Origin of the sequence: Gilliamella sp. B2923, assembly GCF_026536565.1 — a bacterium.
Taxonomy (GTDB): Bacteria; Pseudomonadota; Gammaproteobacteria; order Enterobacterales; family Orbaceae; genus Gilliamella.
The window spans coordinates 17,750-34,546 of sequence record NZ_JAFNNZ010000006.1 but is presented as its reverse complement, the minus strand read 5'-3'; the positions used below and the strand labels follow the sequence as shown (position 1 = coordinate 34,546).

The window sequence follows — 16,797 nt, the reverse complement described above, 5'->3', positions numbered from 1 at the left end:
ATTTTGACTACAAAATATTGCAAAGCAATATATACAATATTGTATTGGATTTATCAGCAACGATTAATAAAACCAGACACTTTTTAGAAAAAATATCTGTTGTTTTAATTATAGCCAGCTCATTGACTTTCTTTTATAATATTGCTCTATTTTTACCTGTTTTGGCTTAAAAAGAGTACTTAGCATGAAAATTTTAGCTGGTTCTTCTGCTTTATCTGCATTTCGTATTAGTAAAATCCTATCCGCATGCCGTGAAAAATCGATTCCTGTTATCAATATTGAGGCGCAATATTTGCATTTTGTTGATTTAGTTGAGGAATTAAATTCAACTCAACAAGCAACGCTCGAAAGATTATTACAATATGGTCCTAAAAGCGCTCAAATTGATATTTTGGATAAATCCAACAAAACGCTATATTTAGTTACCCCAAGAACAGGAACTATTTCACCATGGTCTTCTAAAGCCACCGACATTGCGCATAACTGTGGTTTAACCCAAATCCATCGCATAGAACGTGGTATTGCCTATTATGTTCAAGTTGATTCATCATTAACAGCGGCACAAAAAAGTGATTTTTTGGCACTCATTCATGACCGCATGATGGAAACGGTATTAACTTCTTTGGAACAAGCAGAATTATTATTTAAAGTTGAATCACCAGCACCTGTTACTACCATTGATCTGCTCGCGCAAGGTCGTAAGGCTTTGGAATTAGCAAATGTTAAACTAGGTTTAGCATTAGCACCTGATGAAATCGACTATTTAGTTGAAAGCTTCCAAAAACTTAATCGCAATCCAACGGATGTAGAGCTTTACATGTTTGCGCAGGCTAACTCAGAACATTGCCGACATAAAATATTCAATGCTGATTGGATTATTGATGGTCAAAAACAGTCTAAATCGTTATTTAAGATGATCAAAAATACATTTGAAAAAACGCCAGACTATGTTTCATCTGCTTATAAAGATAATGCAGCGGTTATGAACGGCTCTCAAGTCGGGCGTTTTTTTGCTGATAGTGAGAATCAAACTTACCAATATCATCAAGAATATGCCGATATTTTGATGAAAGTTGAAACCCATAACCATCCAACAGCAATATCACCTTGGCCGGGAGCGGCAACCGGAAGTGGTGGTGAAATTCGCGATGAAGGCGCAACCGGGCGTGGAGCAAAACCTAAAGCCGGTTTAGTTGGCTTTTCCGTATCTAATTTGCGCATCCCCAACTTTGAGCAGCCGTGGGAACAAGATTTTGGTAAACCGGATCGCATTGTGACGGCGCTTGATATTATGATTGATGGCCCATTAGGTGGGGCGGCATTTAATAATGAGTTTGGTCGACCTGCATTGTTGGGATATTTCCGTACCTATGAAGAACACGTTAACAGTTATAACGGTTATGAACTGCGTGGTTATCATAAGCCGATTATGCTGGCTGGAGGAATGGGAAATATTCGTCGTGAACACATTCAAAAAGGCGAGTTTCCTGCTGGCTCTAAATTGATTGTTTTAGGTGGGCCAGCAATGAATATTGGGTTAGGCGGTGGTGCAGCCTCATCGATGACATCGGGTCAATCTGATGCCGATCTCGATTTTGCCTCCGTTCAACGTGATAATCCGGAAATGGAGCGCCGTTGTCAGGAGGTGATCGACCGTTGTTGGCAGCTAGGCAAAGATAACCCGATATTATTTATTCATGATGTTGGTGCTGGTGGCTTATCCAATGCTATGCCAGAGTTAGTAAGCGACGGTGGTTGTGGCGGTCAATTTGAATTGCGTAAAATTTTGAATGATGAACCTGGCATGACACCACTCGAAATTTGGTGTAATGAGTCGCAAGAACGTTATGTTCTGGCAATACATCCTGATAGTCTAGATTTGTTCGATAAGCTTTGCCAACGTGAACGAGCGCCTTATGCCGTTATTGGTGAAGCCACTTTTAACAAATCAGTTAAGTTACATGATGAATATTTTAATAATAATCCGATCGATTTACCGCTGGATGTATTATTGGGTAAAACACCTAAAATGTTAAGAGACGTCAAAACTTATCAAGCGTCTGGTGATAATTTCTCAACTACTGACATAAATCTCTACGATGCTGTCAAGCGTGTATTACATTTACCCACTGTTGCCGAAAAAACATTTTTAATCACCATTGGTGACCGCTCTGTGACTGGCATGGTTGCTCGAGATCAGATGATTGGTCCTTGGCAAGTTCCGGTAGCGGATTGTGCCGTAACAACCGCCAGTTTAGATAGTTATTATGGTGAAGCTATGTCAATGGGTGAGCGTGCACCGGTTGCATTACTAAACTTTGCCGCATCAGCAAGGTTAGCGGTAGGCGAAGCCATTACCAATATAGCGGCAACCAATATTGGTGATATTAAACGCATCAAGCTTTCAGCAAACTGGATGGCAGCAGCGGGGCATCCCGGTGAAGATGCGGGGCTTTATCAAGCGGTTAAAGCCATTGGGGAAGAGCTGTGTCCGGCTTTAGGATTAGCGATCCCTGTTGGCAAAGATTCCATGTCAATGAAAACAACATGGCAACAAAATGGCGAACAAAAATCAGTGACATCGCCATTATCATTAGTTATCTCAGCTTTTGCGCGAGTTGAAGATGTCCGTAAAACAGTGACACCACAGCTCAGCACAAATGTTGATAATACGTTATTGCTAATCGATCTCTCTAAAGGTCATCAGGCGTTAGGTGCCACCGCACTCGCTCAAGTTTATCGAAGTTTAGGACAAAAAACGGCCGATGTGCATGATGCCAAAGAGCTTGCCGCTTTTTATCAAGCAATACAAAGCCTTGTTGCTCAAGATATGCTCTTGGCTTACCATGATCGTTCTGATGGTGGATTAATTGTGACATTAGCAGAAATGGCTTTTGCAGGCCATTGTGGCATTGATGTTGATATTACTACACTAGGCCATGACTTTATTGCTTCGTTATTTAACGAAGAGTTAGGTGCTGTTATTCAAGTTGCTAATGATCGTTTAGATGATGTCATGGCTTGTTTTAATCGCTTTGGTTTATCGCATGCAGTTCATCTTCTGGGGCAAGCAAAAGTCGGACAACAATTTATTGTACGAAATAAATCAGCGGTCATTTATAGTGAATCACGTTTAACGCTTCGTACATGGTGGGCACAAACGACGTGGCAAATGCAACGTTTACGAGATAATCCGCAATGTGCTGATCAAGAGTATCAAACAAAACAAGATGAAAGCGATCCGGGGCTAAATGTAAAATTAACCTTCGATTTGCAAGATGATATTGCCGCTCCTTATATTGTTAAAGGCATAAAACCAAAAGTTGCCATTTTACGTGAACAAGGGGTTAACTCTCATGTTGAAATGGCAGCAGCGTTTGACAGAGCAGGTTTTGAAGCAATTGATGTCCATATGACGGATCTATTAAAAGGTCGAGTATCGCTAAATCAATTTAAGACGCTAGTTGCCTGTGGCGGCTTCTCTTATGGCGATGTTCTAGGTGCAGGTGAAGGCTGGGCTAAATCAATACTGTTTAATGAACAAGTGCGTAATGAGTTTGCACAGTTCTTTGAGCGAAATGACACATTATCGTTAGGGGTGTGTAATGGCTGTCAAATGATGTCCAATTTAAAAGATCTTATCCCCGGCGCTCAGTTATGGCCACGTTTTGTGCGAAATGTGTCAGAGCGCTTCGAAGCACGCTTTAGTTTAGTTCAAATCCAACAAAGTCCTTCTTTACTGTTTAGCGATATGGCTGGCTCACATATGCCAATCGCTGTTTCGCATGGTGAAGGGCATGTTGAAGTGAAAGATGAAGCGCACCTAGCTAATTTAGAAGCGTCAAACTTAATTGTTTTACGTTATATCGATAACTTTGGGCAAGTTACTGAGCAGTATCCTGCTAATCCAAATGGCTCACCAAATGGTATCACAGCGGTAACGTCGCAAGATGGGCGTGCAACGATTATGATGCCTCATCCTGAGCGGGTATTTAGAACTGTGACCAATTCTTGGCATCCTGATAATTGGGGGGAAGATAGCCCTTGGATGCGCATATTCCGTAACGCGCGTAAACAACTTGGATAATAAAATCGCCGACATTTTGTCGGCGATACTATATCATTGGTCATAAAACCATTAAATTTTAGGTGGCTGTTTTTGCCTGTCAGTAAGTGGCTTAGCTAAAAGGGTATCCATTTTTCGTAATAACTGATCAGTTGTTTCCCAACTAATACAAGCATCCGTTACTGATACCCCATATTTAAAGTTTTCTTTGGGTTGCTCAGAAGACTGATTCCCTTCATTCAAATTACTTTCAATCATCACACCTATAATTGAGTTATTGCCATGTTCAATTTGCTCAATAATTGAGTTGGCCACAATTGGCTGGTTGCGATAATCTTTATTTGAATTAGCGTGGCTACAATCGATCATTAAGTTTGGTAATAGCCCGGCTTTTTGCATTTGAATTTCACACAGTGCGACATTTTCAGCATCATAATTAGGTGTTTTGCCACCACGTAAAATGACATGACCATGTGGATTGCCTAATGTTTGTAATACAGTTACTTGACCTTGTTGATTGATGCCTACAAAACGATGCCCCATTGAAGCCGATTTCATGGCATTAATTGCGACATCTAAGCTACCGTCAGTCCCATTTTTAAAACCGACCGGCATTGATAGACCCGATGCCATTTCTCGATGTGTTTGCGATTCCGTTGTTCGTGCTCCAATAGCTGCCCAACTAATCAAATCGCCAATATATTGGGGAGTATTAGGATCTAATGCTTCTGTTGCAATAGGTAAACCAATTTTTGTGATATCAAGAAGTAACTTACGCGCTTTTTTTAAACCATGCTCAATATCAAACGAACTATCCATATGGGGATCATTTATCATCCCTTTCCAACCAACTGTCGTTCTTGGTTTTTCAAAATATACTCGCATAACGATAAATAGGTTATCTTTAACTTCATCGGCAAGCTTCTTAAGTTTATGAGCATATTCTATTGCTGCCTCAGGATCATGTATCGAGCAAGGACCACAAACAATAAGTAATCGGTGATCACGACGTTCTAAAATATCGACAATCGTTTGACGAGAAGATGCAATTTGATTTTCTAATTCAACTGACAGTGGGTAAAGCTTTTTTATTTCTTCTGGTGTTACCAACATATGTTCGTCATGGATTCGGACATTATTCAGTGTATCTTTTAACATTTTTATTTTCCTTGTTAAAATCATTCAAATATTTTATATGTAAAATATTAATTACATAAACGCTCATTATGTAAACACAAAAATACATATCAGTAAACTAAATTTTTGGAATTTTACATAATTTCGAATTTCTTATAGATTAAACTATATAATTAAACTCTTTTTTATAGATGATAACCTGATAAAAATAACTTAGAGATATTGGGTGTAATGATATATTTACATTTTGATTGGCTAATTCTTTGTTTAGTTCATTTATTCTAATCGATCGCTTTTACTATTTTATCGCTATAATGTGTTGAAAGATTAATTTTAGGAATCAGTAAAATGAATCAAGATAAGCGTGTGCTTAATTTGATGGGCACAAAAATTCAAATCTGGCTACAGCATGACAGCCCACAACGGATATTAAACGAAGCTCAAAAGCGATTAATTGACTATGAGCGCCGATTTAGTGCTAACAATTCGAGTTCAGAACTGATGCAAGTTAATCTTAATGCCGGTATCAAACCGGTAAAATTACAATCAGATCTTTTTACCCTCATCAAAATAGGTAAAACGCATAGTTTGGCTGAAAATAGTTTTTTAAATATTGCTATAGGTCCGCTAATTCAAGCTTGGCGGGTAGGATTTGCAGATGCACGTTATCCTTCAAAAGCAGAGATCGACGAACGATTACAACTCATTGATCCTAATGACATTATCTTAGATGACACAAATCAGTCGGTATTTTTAACAAAACCAGGCATGGCAATTGATCTTGGTGCATTAGCCAAAGGCTATTTTGCTGATAAAATTATTGCGTTTTTTATACAGCAACATGCCAAATCAGCTTATATCGATTTAGGAGGCAATGTATTAACTTTTGGCGACTGTCCTTTTCATGAGGATGGATATTGGCAGGTTGGCATTCAAAATCCATTTTTAGCCAGAGGCAATGTCATTGCTGCTTTGAAAATCAAGAATCAGTCGGTGGTAACTTCGGGCATTTATGAACGAACATTTTGTTATAACGGTAAAACTTATCACCATATTTTTGATAGCAAAACCGGTTATCCTGTTCAAACTGATGTAGAAAGTATAACTATTGTGAGCGAGCATGCGCTTGATGGCGAAATTTGGACAACACAACTGTATGGCAATGATGCCAGACAAGTTATTCAGCGGATAAACAAAATGGCAAATATCGAAGGAATGGTTGTGACCGTAAATCGTGAATTTGCGAGCTCAAAAGGGTTGTTGATTTAAATTTAATTAACTGGTTTTATTTAACTTTTAAATTATTGGTCTGTTCCTTTTTATCAAAAGATGATACAAAAAGTTTGATCAGCTCCTTTTCTGCAACACTAAGCGTTTTATTGGCAGAGTATGCAATAAAATAACTCAGTGAAATGAGTTCCAAAGGTAATGGAATCAAGTTGTAAGCAACATCATCCGGTTTATTATTGATGCTGACACTTTCCGGTATAAAAGTCACACCAACCCCTTTTTTGGCAAGCTCAACAATCGTAAAAATATTACTACTTTCCAATATGATGTTTGGTTGGATTTTATATTTTTGAATGAGATATTCAATTTGATGTCGAATGGTGGAACCGTGTGAAGTTAGCAGCAGCTTTTCTTGTAATAAACCTTTCATAAACTCATGATTATAAGCAATGTTTTTGGCATTTTTTTGATACAATTTTGAGCTTTCCGGTATCAGTGCATAGTAACAGTGTTTACCACATTTATGACTGATTAAATTCGGTGAAATCGTTTCAGCGTTTTGCCCGATAAAAAAATCGAGTGTTTGATTTTCGGTTTTTTCTTCACTATTTTTGGGGACATATTCGTGCAATTCGATCTTTATATTGGGAAACTTTTGCATAAAAGTCGGTAAAAACAGCGGTAATAAATAAGTACCCAGGCTGGGTAAGACGCCGATTTGAATAACAGTATAGTTATTGTCAGTATATTTTTGGATTTTCTTTCTAAATGTTTCTTGTTTATCGACTAATGAAGCAAGATACTCATAGTAGATTTTTCCAGCTTCGGTCAATTGTAACGGTGTTGTCTGCCGGTTGATAATTTCGGTACCCAGATCACTTTCAATTTTTTTGATAGTTTGGGTTAAATATGATTGTGATATATACAGATTTTGGGCGGCTTTAGTATAATTGCCGTGCTTTAGTAAAACATCAATATATTGCAACATAATAAGTGAATTAATTTTAGCCATTCTAGTTATCTCGCTCTATCCCACTTAATTATAACAAATTACTTATAAGTCTATAATTAATCAGCTATTTCACAAATATTTTTTTCTGTTCTACACTAGCTTACATAATCATTTGCACATTAGTCAACATAGTTAAAATAACAATAATTGATTCTATCATTTTGTGCCATTTGCGAAAGAATTTGTATTACAAAATATTGATATTAAAAAATTGTGCCGAAAGGTACTAAGTGAGGTTTTAAAGTGAAATTTGTTGGTATAGTTGGGACCAATTCCGATCGTTCCACTAATAGAAAATTACTCCATTTTATGAAAACGCATTTTGCCGATAAAGCAGAAATTGAAGTGTGCGAAATTAAATCATTACCTGCATTTAATGAGCCAAGTGATAAAACACCACCGGCCGCAGTTCAAGCGTTATCCGATAAAATTGCGGCGGCTGACGGAGTCATAATTGCAACGCCAGAATATGATCACTCAATAACAGCAGCATTAAAAAGTGTTATTGAATGGCTTTCTTATACAACTCGCCCTCTCATTAATAAATGTGTCATGATTGTTGGTGCCTCTCATGGCATGCTTGGCTCTTCAAGAGCACAAGCGCATTTGCGCCAAATTTTAGATGCGCCGGAATTAAAAGCACGTATTATGCCTAGCTCGGAATTTTTGCTAGGGCAATCGTTACAAGCTTTTGATGAGCAAGGTAATCTTGTTTATGCCGATAAAGTTAAAGAATTGGATGAGTGTTTCGATGAATTTTTATTATTTGTGGAATTAACAAATAAGTTACTGCAAACAGGTAAATTTAATACTGAACAAAATAAAAAATTTAGTTGGAAACAAGCGGCAGAAGAAGGAGCATCATCATGAAATTAATCGGAATTGTAGGCACGAATGCTAAAGAGTCTTATAACCGTATGTTGCTGCAATTTATGCAACGACATTTTGCCAACAAAGCTGAAATTGAACTATTAGAATTGACCGATGTGCCAATGTTTAATGAAACAGATGATCAATCTAATAGCCCTGTTATTCAAAATTTTAATGAGAAGATTATGCAAGCAGACGGTGTAATTATTGCCACGCCAGAGCATAATCACTCTATACCTTCAGCCTTGAAAAGTATTATTGAATGGTTGTCTTTCAATTTACATCCTTTTGACGGTAAGCCCGTTATGATTGTAGGTGCATCTTATGATGTGCAAGGATCATCACGAGCACAACTTCATTTGCGTCAAATTCTTGATGCGCCAGGCGTGAATGCTACAGTGATGCCGGGATCTGAATTTTTACTCGGGCGCGCTCATCAAGCTTTTGATGAAGAGGGCAATTTGAAATCTGAACGTACCATTGATTTTCTCGATAGCTGTTTTTTACGTTTCTTACGTTTCACACAAGTTGTTAACTTACTTAATGTTCCTGAAGAAATCAGCTATGAGCCGGGAAAATATAGCGTGACAGCACCGGGACATAATGGCGATTTGCCGATGATTGTTACCCTATCGAGCGATCGCATTGAATCGATCGATATTGATACGCAAGGCGAATCAGAAGGTATTGCCGATGTCGTATTTAAACGTATTCCGTCTCAAATTCTGGAAGGTCAAACGCTCAATGTTGATCTTATATCGGGTGCTTCGGTAACCAGTAATGGGGTGATTGATGGGGTTGCCAAAGCAATTAAAATGGCTGGCGCTAATCCTGATGTGTTACGAAAAAGACCGAAAGCCCCAAGTGCAGTTGATAATAGTGATGCGCTATATACCACCGATGTGGTTGTCGTGGGTGCCGGAGGTGCCGGTTTATCAGCCGCAGCCAGTATTTTACAAGAAGGTAAAAAGGTCATCGTGGTTGAAAAATTCCCGGCTGTTGGCGGTAATACCGTTCGAACAGGGGGACCAATGAATGCGGCAAATCCTAAATGGCAAAACACGTTTAATGCTATTGCTGGAGAAAGCCATACGCTATCAGAAATCGTCGCTATTGATGAAACGACGATTGATCCGGAGTATCTGGCAGACTTTAAAGCTTTAAAAGATCAAATTAATGCCTATTTAGCAGAAAATAAAGATAAAACCGGTTACTTGTTTGATTCGGCATTGCTTCACCGAATTCAAACTTATCTGGGCGGTAAACGAACAGACCAGCTCGGTAATGTGATTTATGGTCAATATGACCTTGTTAAAATCTTAACTGATGAAGCGCTAGAATCAGTTAAATGGCTCGAAGATATTGGCGTTGAATTTGATAAACATGATGTGACTATGCCCGTTGGCGCGTTATGGCGTAGAGGTCATAAACCTTTAAAAAGCGAAGGTTATGCGTATGTTTCTGCGTTACAAAAATATGTCGAAGATCATGGTGGCATCATCATTACTGATACAGCCGTTAAAGAGTTAATTGTCGATAATGGGCATGTTTGTGGTGTGATTGGTCAAGGTCTGAATAATAAAAAAGTTACCGTGGAAGCTAAGGCGGTTATTCTGGCTTCTGGTGGCTTTGGCGCCAATACCAAAATGCTCAAACAGTACAACACGTATTGGACTGAAATTGATGATGATATCAAGACCTCTAACTCTCCTGCGATTACTGGTGATGGAATTCTATTAGGACAAAGTGTTGGTGCTGATTTAGTTGGTATGGGATTTTCACAAATGATGCCTGTTTCTGACCCTGATACCGGTGCACTGTTTAGTGGATTACAAGTGCCGCCGCAAAATTTTATTATGGTTAATAAACAAGGTAAACGTTTTGTTAATGAGTATGGTAGCCGGGATAAGCTAACCCAAGCAGCTATTGATAATGGTGGATTATTTTACTTAATCGCCGATGAGGCCATTAAAAAGACAGCTTATAATACCTCGCAAGAAAAAATTGATAAACAAATTGCCGCTGGCACACTGTTTTGCGCCGATACTTTAGAGGAATTAGCCGAAAAACTGGGTATGGATGCGCAAGTGTTTAAACAGACAATTACCAATTATAACGCCTATGTCGATGCAAAATATGATCCTGAGTTTGGTAAAGATGTGTTCGATTTAAAAGTCGAAATTGCCCCATTTTATGCCACGCCAAGAAAACCGGCAGTGCACCATACCATGGGCGGACTAAAAATTGATACCCAAACACATGTGCTTGATGAAGCCGGGCATAAAATCTCTGGTTTATATGCTGCCGGAGAAGTCGCAGGTGGAATTCATGCAGGTAATAGACTCGGTGGTAATTCATTAACAGACATATTTACGTTTGGTCGAATTGCCGGAAAAACAGCATTAAAGGATTTAAGTTCAAGAATGGAGTCTAATTATGGTGACGGAAAATAAGTATACTAATCGATGGCTTATACTCATTGCATCAACCTCTATTTTACTTTGTACCGGTGCAATTTATGCTTTCAGCGTGTTTGCAGGTCCTTTAAGTATCGAAAAAGGTTGGAGTATGTCAGAGGTCATGACTGCCTTTGCAATTAATTCGGCAGTCGGTCCGATCCCAATGATTCTCGGTGGCTTTTTGACTGATAAGGGACTGGCAAAATGGTCGAGCGTTTTAGGTGGATTACTCTTTGCGCTTGGCTTTGTATTGACTGGTTTTGTTACCTCGCCTTTCATGCTTTATATTACCTATGGTTTATTAAGCGGTTTTGGGCAAGGGCTTGCTTACTCGGGATGTTTAAGTAATACCATTAAATTTTTCCCGGACAAAAGGGGGCTTGCTTCCGGTATTATTACCGCCGGTATGGGCGGTGCAGCAATAATTGCTGCACCTATCGGAAATGCTTTAATTGAACACTATGATGTGCTTAGTGCATTTAAGTTTTTAGGCTTTGCTTATATGGTTGTCATTATCATAGCAAGTTTATTCATTAAAGTTGCGCCCGCCAACTATCAACCTGCGGGTTGGACACCGGCCAATAATCAACAAGCTAAAGCTATTGTGAATAAAAATTGGCAACAGATGCTTAAAACGCCATATTTTTACCTCATATTTTTTATGTTAGGTGCCGGCGCTTTCTCCGGACTAATGATAGCCTCAAATGCATCTGGCATTGGGCAAAAAATGTTCGGATTAACGTCAGCTATTGCGGCATTTTATGTCAGTTTGTATTCATTAAGTAATTGTGCCGGGCGCGTGGTATGGGGAACGGTATCAGACAAACTAGGGCGTAACAAAACGTTAGATATCATTTTTTCAGTTATCATCCTAGCTTTTGTTTCATTCTTATTTATCCCTTCTCAAATTGGCTTTGCCATAGGTATTATTGCACTCGGTTTATGTTTTGGTGGTGTTATGGGCGTTTTTCCGCCAATGGTAATGGAAAATTATGGCCCGATTAATCAAGGCGTGAATTATGGTGTTATCTTTATTGGCTACTCATCGGCTGCTTTCTTTGCGCCAAAATTAACAGCAGATATATTGGCCAATAACGGCGGAAATTATACTAACGCCTTTTATGTGGCAATTGGGGTTGCATTTATTGGCTTAGTCTTAAATATGATTTATAAATGGGTTAAAAAAAGATAAAGCAATTTTGCTTAGCAAAATATAAACTAAAAGGAGTACATCAATTGTACTCCTGTTTTTTTTATTGCAGATAAGCTAATTTCAACGTAGCGTTTAAGTACGTGCAATTGACTCTAACACGATAGTTTTATCTATGCCGTCAATCACTTCCACATGACCAATTTTAGTTGGAATAACCAATCTAAGTTTGCCAGACAAGACTTTTTTGTCACGAAGCATATGCGGAATATAGGACTCAATTGACATTTGCGCCGGTTTAGTAATCGGTAATTTCGCTTTAATCAGTAAATTTTTGATGCGATCAATATCCGTTACAGAAAGCTTACCCAATAGGGCAGCAGTCTGAGCTGCCATAACCATTCCCACACTAACTGCTTCACCATGTAACCAGTTACCGTAGCCAAGTTCAGCTTCAATTGCATGACCATAAGTATGGCCAAGGTTTAAAATTGCTCGCATATCTTGTTCAGTTTCATCAGCGGCGACAACTTGCGCTTTAAGTTCACAGCAACGATAAATACAGTAGCTTAATGCATTAACATCTAAATTTAATAGATCATCAATGTGCTGCTCTAACCAGCTAAAAAACGCACTATCTAAAATAATGCCATATTTGATCACTTCAGCTAAACCGGCTGACAGTTCACGCTGAGGTAAGGTTTTTAAGCAATTAAGATCAATGACAACAGATTGCGGTTGATAAAATGCCCCAATCATATTTTTTCCCAACGGATGATTAATAGCCGTTTTACCGCCAACAGAGGAGTCAACCTGTGAAAGTAACGTTGTTGGAACTTGAATAAACTTGATACCACGTTGATAAGCAGAGGCTGCAAATCCCGCTACATCGCCAATCACACCGCCACCGAGCGCAATAAGTGTGCTACTACGGGTATGATTATTAGCTAATAAGGCAGTTAGCATGGTATTCCATGTTTCCATGGTTTTATATTTTTCACCGTCAGGAACAATTACAGAATCTGTTTTAATGCCGTTTTTTTCCAACATTTCAGTTAACGTAGCTAAATACAATGGGGCGATAGTTTCATTGGTTGCAATAAGAACTCGTTGACCTGCTTTGAGTTTAAATGGTTGAAACTGGGACAGGAGGTTTTCACCGATAGTAATAGGATAACTGCGGTTTTCGAGGGCAACATTTAAGATCTTTTGCATGATGATTTCCGGACAATTCAAAGTCGATATATTGTTGCATGTTAGCGATAAAAATGTGGCAGCGCAACATAGAATCATTTAAAATTAATGCCAATTTTTAAAAGCGATGTTGAATTTTATATGTCTTTATCTATTGTTTTAGCGCAAAAAAACTGGCGTGTTGGCGATATTGAAACAAATACCCAACAAATTATTGAGCTGATGCGCAACCATACCGCTGATGATCTTATTGTGTTTTCTGAGCTGGCAATTTGTGGTTACCCGCCGGAAGATTTAATTTACCGTGTTGATTTCAAAGATCGTTGTCAAAAAGCGTTAGACTCTATTTTGCAAGCAAGTAAGCAGTGCGCAGTTATTGTGGGTCATCCACATTGGCAAGACGGACATATTTATAATGCTCTTTCATTATTTTCAAATGGCAAACAATTGGCTTGTTACCATAAGCAGTGTTTACCAAATTATGATGTATTTGATGAAAAACGATACTTTACCGCAGGTAATCAAAGTTGTGTTGTCGATTTTAAAGGAAAAAAACTGGGATTATTGATCTGTGAAGATCTTTGGCAAGATGAACCGATTGATCAGCTAAGTTCAGCGCAAGTGGATATTATCATTACCGTTAACGCTTCCCCTTATGATATTGAGAAGCCAAGATATCGGCATGAACTGGTTAAGCGCCATGCAATAAGAACACAATTACCGATTATTTATGTCAATCAAGTCGGTGGTCAAGATGAGCTGATATTTGACGGTGACTCTTTTGTTTGTAATGAGCATGGCGATATCGTTTGCCAATTAAAATCTTTTGAAGAGCAAGTCGCTCGTTTTCAATTAGGGCAAGCTTATAAAGCAATTGATAGCCAAGAAGATAATGTGCTTGCGTCTGTTTATGATGCGCTTGTACTGGCAACGCGAGATTATATCATCAAAAATGGTTTTAACGGTGCTGTCTTAGGGCTATCAGGTGGTATTGATTCAGCTTTAACACTAGCTATTGCTGTTGATGCATTAGGTAAAGATAAAGTTCAAGCGGTGATGATGCCGTTTCGTTATACCGCTGATATCAGTGTTGCTGATGCTAAAGAAGAAGCCGAAATTTTAGGCGTTGAATTTGATATTATATCGATTGAACCAATGTTTGATGCATTTATGTCATCTTTAAGCCCAATGTTTGCTGGTACCCGAAAAGATACAACAGAAGAAAATTTACAAGCACGTTGTCGGGGTGTTATTTTAATGGCGCTTTCGAATAAGCGGGGTCGATTAGTACTAACAACCGGTAATAAAAGTGAAATGTCGGTCGGATATGCAACACTTTATGGCGATATGGCTGGTGGTTTTGATGTACTTAAAGACGTGCCAAAAACAATGGTTTTTGCGTTATCAAAATATCGTAATTCTCGTTCTTATGTAATTCCACAAAGAGTGATCACCCGTCCTCCTTCAGCAGAGCTTGCACCTGATCAAAAAGATGAGGACAGCTTACCGCCATATGATATTTTAGACGGTATCTTAAAAGGTTATGTAGAGCAGGATCTTTCCGTTGAACAACTTATTGAGCAAGGTTATGATGAATCAACAATAAGACGTGTCATTAAATTGGTGGATATTAATGAGTATAAACGGCGCCAGTCAGCGGTAGGACCAAAAATTACAGCACGCAACTTTGGTAAAGGCAGACGATATCCAATTACATCTGCTTTTGGATTTAAGAACTGGTAATCTCGAATTAAGGGCAAAACTATGAAAAAAATTGAAGCTATCATCAAACCATTTAAACTCGATGACATTCGAGAAGCACTAGCCGATCAAGGTATTACCGGTATGACAGTCACAGAAGTTAAAGGTTTTGGTCGTCAAAAAGGGCATACAGAGCTTTATCGTGGTGCAGAGTATATGGTCGATTTTTTACCTAAAGTTAAAATTGAACTTATTGTGCCTGATGATATTTTAGAAATGTGCATTGAAACAATTATGAAAACGGCTCAAACAGGCAAGATCGGTGACGGTAAAATCTTTGTTTACAACGTGGAGCAAGTGATACGAATTCGTACCGGGGAAATGGATGAATCCGCTATTTAACTTAGTAGCGAATATCCGGTCTTTCCTGTTTAAGTAACTCTTGGGTTACAACCCCTTGAATAGAACAGATTAAAAGGCGCATATTATCACCTTTCTCAAGTAACAGTAGTTTTTCAGTGGTATTCGGTGCTGGAATGGTTTTAACACCAACAACGGCGCCAGTGTTTTTACGCCAAACTTGAATATCATCGTTGATGTTGCGAATCATTGGATTAGCAATATAGAGCAAATTATCTTCCATATTTTTCCAATTGAGAAAATTTAAAGCATCTTTAATCTGATCGATATCATTATCAATAATAAATCCCCAAAAATAGTATTTACCCATTTTATCCAGATTCATTGCGCTATCATAATAACCGATAATCTTAAGATTTTTATATAAAATTGGGGTTTTAAAGTAAATATAGTTTTTGGTTGTATCGGCGCGATTTTCAACAGGAATATAAGCTTGATTTTGATTAAAAACTTCAATATTGGTATGCGCTTTCAATTCATCTTTAGATGCATAAACATCCTTAAAAAACTCAGGCGAGCAAAGCGCTAGTGACTCTATTAACGGTACTTTATCGGCTGAAGCGATAAATGAACAAAACACAAAAAATAAAGTAATAAGGTTTTTGATCATATTGATTATATCTGACAAAAAAGCACCATTAAACGAATAAGTACTGATTGTATTATTATTTAAGCAGAATAACAATGTAAAAGCAGCTTTTCTTTTTAAAGATTTATTAAGAACAGTCTACTTAATAAACAACCAAATATCATAAATGAATTTAGCCCCACAAAAATTCAATTTATCAAGCACAAATATTTTTTATATTCATTTATGGAAGGAAGATCCCATAATGATGAATTTATAAAAAAAATAGTTTGTGGATTAGAAATTTTAAGATAGTTTAAATTGAGTAGTAACTTATGTAAGTTATTTGTTTTATTAAGTTTAAATGGAAGTAAATTATGAGTTCTATATTTGCAAATGAAATCTTAAAACAATTTTCTTGTCTTGAAGATGTGTCGATTAAAACGTTTTTTGGTGGGTTTAGCATTAACAGCAAACAGATCATGTTTGGTTGGATTGATAAACAAAATTTTTATTTAAGAGGGCACGCTTTTTATCGCTCAATTTTTATTGAATTGGGCATGCAACCTTTAAATTTACCTGCAGGGATTGCAACTAAGCAGCTTGACTATTATAAAGTTAGCGATGATTTGTTGAAAGATCATCAAAAATTACTTCCCATTGTAAAAATGGTAATTGAATATGCTGAACTTGATCTGCATGAAAAAATAGAACAAAAACAGAAGCGTATTAAATCTCTACCGAATATTACTTTTTCATTGGAAAAATTATTGTACAGTGTTGGGATTACAGATTTAGAAAAATTTATCGAAATCGGATATTTAGAAGCTTTTTACCGAATAAAGAATAAAAAACCAGATATTTCAAGCAATCTGTTATTTACGTTATATGGTTCGCTAAATGGTCGGCATGTTGCATCGTTATCTGAAACATTAATCAAAGAAATTGAAAAAGATTACCAATCTTTTTTAGAAAAAAAAGAGTAGGTAT

Annotated in this window: 12 protein-coding genes; 8 read left to right on the top strand and 4 right to left on the bottom strand. The window is 37.7% G+C overall.

The annotated features are described in order from the left end of the window. Positions 1–184 precede the first annotated feature (184 nt). Entirely contained in the window at positions 185–4,087 is a 3,903-nt protein-coding gene (gene purL / locus J3U42_RS07765; protein ID WP_267336148.1) for a phosphoribosylformylglycinamidine synthase, read from the top strand. A 51-nt stretch (positions 4,088–4,138) separates the two neighbouring features. On the opposite strand, the gene J3U42_RS07760 is transcribed toward purL, so the two are convergent. After that, positions 4,139–5,224, bottom strand: a complete 1,086-nt coding sequence (locus J3U42_RS07760; RefSeq protein WP_220218724.1) for a 3-deoxy-7-phosphoheptulonate synthase — start codon at positions 5,222–5,224, stop codon at positions 4,139–4,141. A 327-nt stretch (positions 5,225–5,551) separates the two neighbouring features. Between J3U42_RS07760 and J3U42_RS07755 the strand changes: the two genes are divergently transcribed. Then, positions 5,552–6,472 (top strand): FAD:protein FMN transferase, encoded by a 921-nt coding sequence (locus J3U42_RS07755; RefSeq protein WP_267336147.1) that lies wholly within the window; start codon positions 5,552–5,554, stop codon positions 6,470–6,472. A 16-nt stretch (positions 6,473–6,488) separates the two neighbouring features. Here the strand turns inward: J3U42_RS07755 and J3U42_RS07750 are convergent, their stop codons facing one another. Continuing rightward, entirely contained in the window at positions 6,489–7,445 is a 957-nt protein-coding gene (locus J3U42_RS07750; protein WP_267329479.1) for a LysR family transcriptional regulator, read from the bottom strand. A 243-nt stretch (positions 7,446–7,688) separates the two neighbouring features. Between J3U42_RS07750 and J3U42_RS07745 the strand changes: the two genes are divergently transcribed. Genes J3U42_RS07745 through J3U42_RS07735 form a run of 3 tightly spaced genes read left to right on the top strand, consistent with a single transcriptional unit; the run spans position 7,689 to position 11,966 of the window. Continuing rightward, positions 7,689–8,315, top strand: a complete 627-nt coding sequence (locus J3U42_RS07745) for an NADPH-dependent FMN reductase (protein ID WP_267336146.1) — start codon at positions 7,689–7,691, stop codon at positions 8,313–8,315. After that, positions 8,312–10,768, top strand: a complete 2,457-nt coding sequence (locus tag J3U42_RS07740; RefSeq protein ID WP_324169866.1) for a flavocytochrome c — start codon at positions 8,312–8,314, stop codon at positions 10,766–10,768. Before J3U42_RS07745 ends, J3U42_RS07740 begins: the two co-directional genes overlap by 4 nt. Beyond that, positions 10,752–11,966, top strand: coding sequence for an OFA family MFS transporter (locus J3U42_RS07735; protein ID WP_220218729.1), 1,215 nt, complete (start codon positions 10,752–10,754; stop codon positions 11,964–11,966). Before J3U42_RS07740 ends, J3U42_RS07735 begins: the two co-directional genes overlap by 17 nt. Before the next feature lie 93 nt (positions 11,967–12,059). Here J3U42_RS07735 and aroB read toward each other — a convergent pair whose 3' ends face one another. Further along, the gene (aroB, locus tag J3U42_RS07730; protein ID WP_267329480.1) at positions 12,060–13,139 is read right to left on the bottom strand and encodes a 3-dehydroquinate synthase; all 1,080 of its coding nucleotides are present in this window, start codon (positions 13,137–13,139) and stop codon (positions 12,060–12,062) included. A gap of 120 nt (positions 13,140–13,259) precedes the next feature. Between aroB and J3U42_RS07725 the strand changes: the two genes are divergently transcribed. After that, positions 13,260–14,861, top strand: a complete 1,602-nt coding sequence (locus tag J3U42_RS07725) for an NAD+ synthase (RefSeq protein WP_267336145.1) — start codon at positions 13,260–13,262, stop codon at positions 14,859–14,861. A gap of 21 nt (positions 14,862–14,882) precedes the next feature. Further along, complete coding sequence (gene glnB / locus J3U42_RS07720; protein WP_065586186.1) at positions 14,883–15,221, top strand: nitrogen regulatory protein P-II; 339 nt, start codon at positions 14,883–14,885, stop codon at positions 15,219–15,221. 1 nt (position 15,222) lies between these two features. Here the strand turns inward: glnB and J3U42_RS07715 are convergent, their stop codons facing one another. Then, positions 15,223–15,867, bottom strand: a complete 645-nt coding sequence (locus J3U42_RS07715; protein WP_267329482.1) for a hypothetical protein — start codon at positions 15,865–15,867, stop codon at positions 15,223–15,225. Between the two features lie 317 nt (positions 15,868–16,184). Here J3U42_RS07715 and J3U42_RS07710 point away from each other — a divergent pair, with 317 nt between their 5' ends. Beyond that, complete coding sequence (locus J3U42_RS07710; protein WP_267336144.1) at positions 16,185–16,793, top strand: TfoX/Sxy family protein; 609 nt, start codon at positions 16,185–16,187, stop codon at positions 16,791–16,793. Positions 16,794–16,797 lie beyond the last annotated feature (4 nt).